This window comes from Halorubrum sp. AJ67 (genome assembly GCF_000513435.1).
In genome coordinates this window covers 421,483-423,235 of record NZ_CBVY010000003.1, presented here as the reverse complement: position 1 = coordinate 423,235, position 1,753 = coordinate 421,483, and the positions used below count along the sequence as shown (strand labels likewise).

General features: G+C 68.2%; 2 protein-coding genes. One reads left to right on the top strand and one right to left on the bottom strand.

What is annotated here, in order from left to right; all coding sequences use genetic code 11:
• Positions 1 to 523 (bottom strand): phosphotransferase (locus tag BN903_RS05320; RefSeq protein WP_154018048.1); only part of this gene is annotated, 523 nt, incomplete at its 3' end.
• Positions 524 to 666: 143 nt separating this feature from the next.
• Here BN903_RS05320 and BN903_RS17945 point away from each other — a divergent pair.
• Positions 667 to 1,734 (top strand): hypothetical protein, encoded by a 1,068-nt coding sequence (locus BN903_RS17945; protein WP_228841021.1) that lies wholly within the window; start codon positions 667 to 669, stop codon positions 1,732 to 1,734.
• Positions 1,735 to 1,753: the final 19 nt, after the last annotated feature.

Here is a 1,753-nt window from a genome sequence, read left to right as displayed (position 1 = left end):
CCCCGGCCGCGTCGCTTGCGGCCGCGTCGCCCTTAGCCACTTCGCCCTCAGCCACCTCGCCCGCTGCCGCCGTTCCGGTTCCCGTTCCCGCTCCCACGATCTCGCCGTGCCGGGCGAACCGATCGGCGTGGAGCGCGGCGAGCGCGCTCCCGACGCGGCGGAGGAGGCGTTCGCGCTCGTCGTCGATCGCGGCCTCGTAGACGCCGAGAAGCTCTCTGCCGCGCGCCGGTGCGGTCGCGAGGTACGCCGGGTCGCCGTCGGGATCGGCTGCCAGCACCTCGGGAACCGGGATCGGGCTGTGCGCGTCGACGTAGCGGAGGACGGCGCGTTCGCGGGTGATGCGGCGACTCTCGTCTACGAGCGCGACCTTGAGGAACGCCCGGCCGCCGTCCGCGAAGGTCACGCCGACCGTCTCGTTCGCGCCGTTCCACGAGGGACCGACGCCGGTCAGCCGGTCCGGGATCCGGTCCGGGAACGCCGCAGAGAGGGCCCGCGATATCGGCTCCGATCCGACGGCATCCATGCCCTTCTGTCCGGCTCGATCGATGTTAAGATTGCTGTCATCGATTCTCTCGTGTCACGTGAAACCCCGCGACACGCGTCGATTCTTCGGATTGGGATTTTCACCGACACCCTCATACGTGTCGGTGAACCAGAAACAGTCCAGTGAACGACGGGTCATCTGACGGACGTATCGGGTTCGAAGTCGACGGGCGGACGCTGGGCGTCCGCGACGTCATCGAGGGGACGCGGCTCGACCTGCTGGCGGACCACGAGCCGGAGCTCTCGCCGGCGATGCCGGAACTGTTTCCGCTTCCGGTCGATCGGGCCGTCAGCTTCGAGGCGAAGTCGATCTCGGTCGCGGAGTACTCGACGGTCAACGTCCGGCGCGCGAACGGCGACTTCCTCGCGCAGCTCGACGAGTCCACGGAGTTCCCGCGCGGCGACTACTGCGTCGAGATCAGCGGCGTGACGAAGGTCCTCCTGCGAGTCGAGGACGCGGAGATCACGGCGACCGGAATGGGCGGGCCGGAGCCCGTCGAACTCACCTTCGACCGGCCGACGACGGTGACGGTCGGCGGACGGTCGTTCCACACGCGACCGGAGGCCACGGTCACGGTCCCGGACGACCCGGCCGCGTTGACGGAGGCGGTATCGGTGCTCGGGTCGTCGATACAGGAGTTCTCGCCGGAGCGGTCGTGGCCGACGCTCCGGGGATACCCGCCGCGGATCGAGCGGGGTGATGAACTCGACATCCCTAGCCCGCTGACCGTTCCGGACACGGGCGTCGAGGTCGTGGTTCGGCCGACGTACGCCGACGTGTACCGGCTCTCGACGCTGTCGTACTACCTCGGCGCGCGGATGACCGTCGGGGACGCGCCGGCGATCCGGCTCGACAACGGATACGAGGAGCGGCTTCCCGCGGAGGGACGCGCGCTCGAACGCCGGGTCGAGGAGCTGTTCCGGACGTGGTTCTTCCTCGATACGCTCGCGCGGACCGAGGGGTACGTCCCGTCGGACCGGTACGAGTACGAGCAGGTCGGCGCTGAACTGCCCTTCTACCCGCCGAACCTCGCAGACAGCTCGATGAGCGAGCGCCTCATGGAGTATCTGGAGGTCGATCCCGGGACCATCGCGCCGTACGGCGTCCGGCCGTGGGCGACTGAGGCCGTCCTGCGGCCAGACGCCCCTCGTATAACTTCGTATAATGGTATGCTATTACGAAGTTATTAACGACCAACACTACATCGAC